Here is a 6,676-nt window from a genome sequence, read left to right as displayed (position 1 = left end):
ACATCAACCTCGACCACCGGCACCACACCAGCATCGAAACCAACGTCAGACGTACTGACCACACACACCGGCGACGCCGACTCCAACACATACCCATTACGCTCCGCAGGCTGATCCGGATCCACCGGAACATACCCACCACCAGCCCTGAGCACACCGTAAACCGCAACCAACAAATCAACCGACCGACGAACCGCAACACCCACCAACGACTCCGGCCCCACACCCACCGAAACCAAATACCTGGCAAAACGATTCACCCGAGCATCGAACTCCGCATACGACAGAGACTGCCCCTCGAACGAGAGCGCCACCGCATCCGGAGACGCCGCCACCTGCGCAACAAACCCATCCAACACCGACACGCCCGCAACCTCACGAGCCGTGTCATTCCACCCCTCGAGCACCAACGAACGCTCAACAGAATCCAAGATATCAACGTCACCAACGCGCACCGAAGGATCGGTGGCTACGGAGGAGAGCAGTCGAAGAACTCTGTCCAGCAACGCAGTTGCGTAGTCGGCATCGAAGAAGTCCGGTAGGTACCGCAGCGTCAAGTGCAACTGCTCGTCGAGTGCGATCAGCAGGGTCAACGGGTAGTTCGTGGAATCGTCCGAGGCGATGTCGTCGATCATCATTCCGTCGAGAACATCCGCCTGTGCGGCGAGGCCCTCACGGTCGACCGGGTACGACTCGAATACCACCAACGTGTCGAACAGTGTTCCGACGTCCGCTGCTTTCTGGACATCGGTCAAACCGAGATAGTGATGATCGAGCATTCTCGCCTGCTCGATCTGAACCCTGGCAACCAATTCTTCGACGGACTCCGCGGCGTCGAGGCGCACCCGCACGGGGAGGGTGTTGATGAACAACCCGACCATCGATTCGACCCCGGTGAGTGCCGGTGGCCGGCCGGACACTGTTGCACCGAAGACAACGTCGTCGGTTCCGGTCAACGCACCGAGCAGGACCGCCCACGCGCTCTGCACGATCGTGTTAGCGGTGACGCCGAGTCGTGCGGCCAGAGCAGTGAGCGCCGCGGTTGTCTCCGACGACATCGACACGTTCAGCTTCTGTGACAGCGCGGTGAATTCCTGTCCGCCTGTGACCTGAGCAAGCAGCGTCGGCTCTTCGACGCCGGAAAGCGCATCCGCCCAGGCTGTGAGTGATCGATCACGATCCTGATCGACAAGCCACGCCAGGTAATTGCGATAGCTACGCACGCGCGGAAGAACCGAGTCGTCACCACGAGTCGCGTACAGCGCCAACAGGTTCTGCAAAAGCAGCGGCACCGACCAACCGTCGAGAATGATGTGGTGATTCGCCACGACCAAGCGGTAGTCCCCCTCCGCCATCGTGACGAAGGTGAACCGAATCAACGGCGGTGACGCCATGTCGAAGTGTGTCGCCTGGTCAGCCGTCAAAACTGCGTCCAGTGCTGCCTCACGGTCGACCGCCGCGACATCGCTGAGATCGATGTTCCGCCACGGGACAGCAACGTCCTCGAGGACTATCTGGACCGGCGTTCCGTCGTCGTCGGCCGTGAATGCTGTTCGCAGGTTCGCGTAACGGTCGATGATTCCCTGTGCTGCAGTCCGCAATCGGTCGGCATCGACCTTCCCGGACAAAGTGAGAATCATCTGCACCGAGTAGAGGTCGACGCTGGATTCCGCCAACATCGCATGGAAGAGCAAGCCCGACTGCAGCGGTGCCAGCGGCCAGATGTCGGTCACCGTACCGAATCGATTCTCGAACCCGTCGATATCTCGTTGGCTCACCGAGACAAGCGGCACGTCGGACGGAGTGAGTCCTCCGGCACCGACGGATCGAGAATGCTCCGCCAGGGCGGTCAGTGCTTCGACCCAAATCTGTGCAAACGCCTCGACGCTCTCGCCGTCGATGGCACCGACGGGGTAGGCGAAGGAGGCCTCCAGAACAGCTCCGTCTGCGCCGTCGTTGACGATCGCATTGATGTCGACGACCTTGTTTGCGGGCATGTCGACGTCTTCGGGTGCTGACACGTTGGCGAAATCGCCCGCCGGCAGCCAGCCGAGCCCCTCGACACCTGCCGGAAGATCCTCGGCGACAACCCTTCCCAAGTAGTTGAAGCTGACCTGTCCCCCTGCGAAGCGCGAAAGCACTGCGCGCGTGTCTTCGTTCAGGTAGCGCAGCAGTCCGTACCCGACGCCCTTGTCCGGGATCGCCAGCAACTGCTCCTTCACTGCCTTGATCGCGCGTCCCGCCGAATCACCTCCGGCAAAAGCGTCACCCAGATCAACATCGGAAAGATCGAGACTGATCGGGAAGGCTGCAGTGAACCAGCCAACAGTCCTCGACAGATCCGCACCGGGAATCACGGCTTCTTCACGGCCGTGGCCCTCGAGCTGCAGCAGGGCAGATGACGAGTCGATTCCCGCACGGCGACGCCACTCGATCAGCGCGAGTGCAAGTCCAGCGAGCAGGCCGTCGTTGGCGCCGCCGTTGAAAACCTCCGGCAGCGTGGTCAACAGAGTCTCGGTCACCTGAGTGGGGACCGCCACGCTTATCCGCTGAACCGTTGCCGCAACGTCGACCGCAGAGTCGTACGCCCGCTTGCCCAGCACCGGATCCGGTGTCTGCAACACCTTCCGCCACGTATCCAACTCGGCTACCCGTGAATCCCGATGTGCCTCTTCGGACAATGCATGAGCCCACCGTCGCATCGACGTACCCGTCGGTTCGAGAGCCACATCCCCCGTCGCTCCGGCTACGTCCCCCGTCGCTCCGCTCGCCCCGGCCATCTGAGCCGCAGCCGACACCAAATCCGGAACGATGATTCGCCAGGAAACCCCGTCGACAATCAAGTGGTGCGCAGCAATGATCAAGCGCCCCGTGCGGGAGGGACCGAAGTCGACCCACACGAACTGAACCATCACGCCGTCAGCCGGATTCAATCGGCCGAGAGCCTCGTCGAGGCCCTTGGAAGCCGTGAGGACAATTGTCGACTCGTCCGCAGCCGCGTCGACATCGACGCGGCTGAGCAGATCCTCGACGTCCACGGTTCCGGGCTCGGAGACCGACATCCCCCATCCGCGACCGTCGGAGATCAGCCGCGATCGGAACATGTCATGGTGGTCGACGACGGCGGCGAGGGTTCGCACGATGTCGGTTCGCTGCGCTCCGAGTGGAAGCTCGAGAGTCATCGTCTGTGTGAATCGGTTGTACCTGCCACCGCGCTCGACCATGAATCGTTCGATCGGCGTCAACGGCATCCAGCCGACTCCACCGCCCGGCAACTCCTCGAGCACCACCGCGGCCTCGACGTCGGCGGCATACTTCGCCACTTCGGCCAATGCCGCGACAGTCTTGCTCTCGAAGACGTCACTGGGTGCGAATACGACCCCACGTGCCTTCGCCCGCGAGACGAGCTGGATCGACATGATCGAGTCGCCGCCCTGCGCGAAGAACGAGTCGTCCGTTCCGATTCGATCCAGACCGAGAACGTCCGCGAAGATCTCGCTCAGGACTTGTTCCATCTCGGTAACCGGGGCGCGGAATTCCTTGGTCTCGAAGACCGGCGCTGGGAGCGCTTTTCGGTCCAGCTTGCCGGCCGGGCTCAGTGGCATGTCCGAGGAGACCATTATCGAAGCCGGAACCATGTGAGCCGGAAGGGTTCTGGAGACGAATTCGATCAATTCCGCCGAAGTGACCGAAGCGTTCTTTCCGGTGAACACGTACGACACCAGTGCCGGAGCACCCGACGGCAGGGTCGTACCCATCGTCGCAGCGAACTCGACCTCGGGGTGTGCGGTCAATGACGCATCGATCTCACCGAGTTCGATACGGAAACCGCGAATCTTGACCTGGAAATCGTTGCGGCCCACGTATTCCACGGCGTAGGTGGAGGGTGCGGTTCCAGCGACCCAGCGCACCACGTCACCGGTTCGGTACATTCGCTCGCCCGGATTACCGTGCGGGTTTGCCACGAATCGATCGGCGCTCAAGCCCGGGCGACGATGATAGCCGCGGGTCACCTGAGGACCGGACAGATACAGCTCGCCCGAGACTCCGAGTGGAACTGGATTGAGTCGTGTGTCCAGAACGAAAGCGGCCATGTCACCGATCGTGGCGCCGATGTCCATTCGGTCACCCGGCAGAAGCGGAACGCTGACGTTCGTCACGATCGTCGTCTCGGTCGGGCCGTAGACATTCAAGAACGTCCTGGGAGCCGAAGCCGATGCGGTCGAGCCGTCACCTGTCGTCCACTTGCTGATCAGTTCCGGCGAATACGCTTCGCCACCCACGCCTACGACCGTCAGGTCGTCCAGGCCGCTCGGGTCCATCGACGCCAGAGCCGCCGGCGTGATGAACGCATGGGTGACTCGTTCGCTACGGAACACCTCAGCCAGCTCGTCGCCGCCGTACACGCCAGGTGGGACGATGACCATCGTCGCGCCGGTGGCCACCGCGAGGAACAACTCGAGCATCGACGCGTCGAAACTCGGTGACGCGAAGTGCAATGTCCGCGAGGTGGGCTTCACGAGGTAATGCGCGGCCTGCGTGACACTGAAGCTCGCCAGACCTGCGTTGGTGGCGACAACGCCCTTGGGTAGACCGGTCGTGCCGGAGGTGTAGATGACCCAGGCCGGATGAGCAGTCGTCAGTGGACGGACACGTTCCTCGGCATCGATTGGCGCTGCGGACACTCCGGCGGTCATCTGTTCGCCACGTGGTCCGTCCACGACCAACCACTCGACGTCGTCGGTGAGGTTCGGACGTTCGACGTCGAGGGTCAGGCCTACCTTTGCACCAGAGTCGCTGAGCATGTGCGCGATACGGTCTGCCGGATAGTGCGGATCGATCGGAACGACCGCTGCCCCGGTCTTCGACACTGCCCAGACCGCGAGTACCGATTCGACGGATCTCGGAATCGACACCGCCACAAGATCTTCAGCCCCGAGACCACGGTTGATCAAAACGCGGGCCAGCTTCGACGACCACTCGTCGACCTCGCGATACGTCATGGACCTACCGGCAGCGGCCTGCCCCGTGCCGGGGTAGCGCAATGCGACGTTGTCCGGGTAACGCGCAGCAGCGTCGGCAAGAATCTCGGCCAACGGCGCCTGCGCTACTCCTGACGAAGCCCTTTGACTCGTCAGAACCTCACGCTCGGACGAGTCGAGGATTTCGATGTCACCCACTGAAGTTGCGGGGTCCGTCGCAATTCCGTTCAGGATGCGCATCAATCGTGCGGCGAATCCGCGGACGGTCGATTCGTCGAACAGATCCGTCGCGTACGTGAACGTCGCCGACAGCCCTTCTGATACCTCACTGATCGTGAGCTGCAGGTCGAACTTGGCCACAGTCTCGTCGATTGCGAACTCGGCGGCCGTCAGACCCGGCAGAGCCAACGAATTCTGCCCCAGGTTCTGGAACGCCAATGCCACCTGGAACAGCGGGTGGTGTGCCCTCGACCGAACGGGATCCAGCACTTCCACGAGCCGCTCGAAGGGAAGGTCCGAGTGCGCGAACGCCTGAAGATCGGTCTCTCGAGCCGACGACAGAAGTGTGGTAAACGGGGCCGAAGGATCAACCTCGGTACGTAGCACCAATGTGTTGACGAACATTCCGATCAGATCGTCGAGTTCGGATTCACCTCGTCCTGCCATCGGCGCGCCGATGGTGATGTCCGTTGTTCCCGACAGACGTGCGAGAAGTGATGCCAGCGCCGAATGGACCACCATGAACATCGACGCATTGTGCTCACGACCGACACCGATCAGCCGCTCATGCAGTTCCTGACCGATCGAGAATTCGAATGTTGCTCCCTGACCGGAGAATACCGCCGGCCTGGCCCGATCCCCGGGAAGATTCAACTGTTCGGGCACGCCGTCCAATGCTTGCGCCCAGTAAGTGATCTGCTGCGCGATGATTGACTGCGGATCGTCCTCGGACCCGAGAACCTCACGCTGCCACAGTGCGTAGTCGGCATACTGCACCGGCAACGGCGTCCAGGTCGGAGCCTGGCCGTTGGTTCTGGCGTAGTAGGCGGTCATGATGTCGCGGGTCAGCGGGCCCATCGAGAAACCGTCGGTCGAGATGTGATGCACCACGAATACGAGAACGTGCTCGTCGGCCTTGGTCTGGAAAAGCCTGGCGCGCAACGGAACCTCGGTTGTCACGTCGAAACCCGTCGCCACGAAGTTCGTTACCTCGGAAACAATCTCTGAATCCGAGACCAAGGTTGCAGCGAGGTTCACGCCGACATCAGCCGGTGCAACGATCTTCTGGTAGCCGATTCCGTCGACCTCGGGGTAGACCGTGCGCAGAACCTCATGGCGGCCGACAACGTCCGAGACAGCCTGTTCCAGCCCCGACACGTCCAGTTTTCCGGTGAGCGTGATCGCAACCGGAACATTGTTCCCTGCCGAGTTCGTATCCAACTGGTTGAGGAACCACATGCGCTGCTGCGCCAACGACAACGGAACCTGCGCCGGACGCACCTGCGCAGTCAACGCCGCACGCGAACCACCACCGACATGAGAACCGAGTCGGGCAGCAAGCCCTTCAACGGTCGACGCCTCGAACAACTCCCGCACCGAAACCGAAGCATCCAACGCCTGACCCAACCGAGACGTCACCTGCGTCGCAATCAGCGAATTACCACCGAGCGCGAAGAAATCATCATCCAAACCAA

The 6,676-nt window shown here is 61.8% G+C and carries 1 protein-coding gene; it reads right to left on the bottom strand.

The window, feature by feature from the left end; all coding sequences use genetic code 11:
• Positions 1-6,676, bottom strand: a 6,676-nt coding sequence (locus FEZ59_RS29680) for a non-ribosomal peptide synthetase (protein ID WP_172933571.1), incomplete at both ends; no start/stop codon positions are given.

The sequence above is a fragment of the Rhodococcus sp. MS13 genome, assembly GCF_013277835.1.
Lineage (GTDB): Bacteria > Actinomycetota > Actinomycetes > Mycobacteriales > Mycobacteriaceae > Rhodococcus_F > Rhodococcus_F erythropolis.
This window is presented reverse-complemented; position numbering and strand designations above follow the sequence as displayed.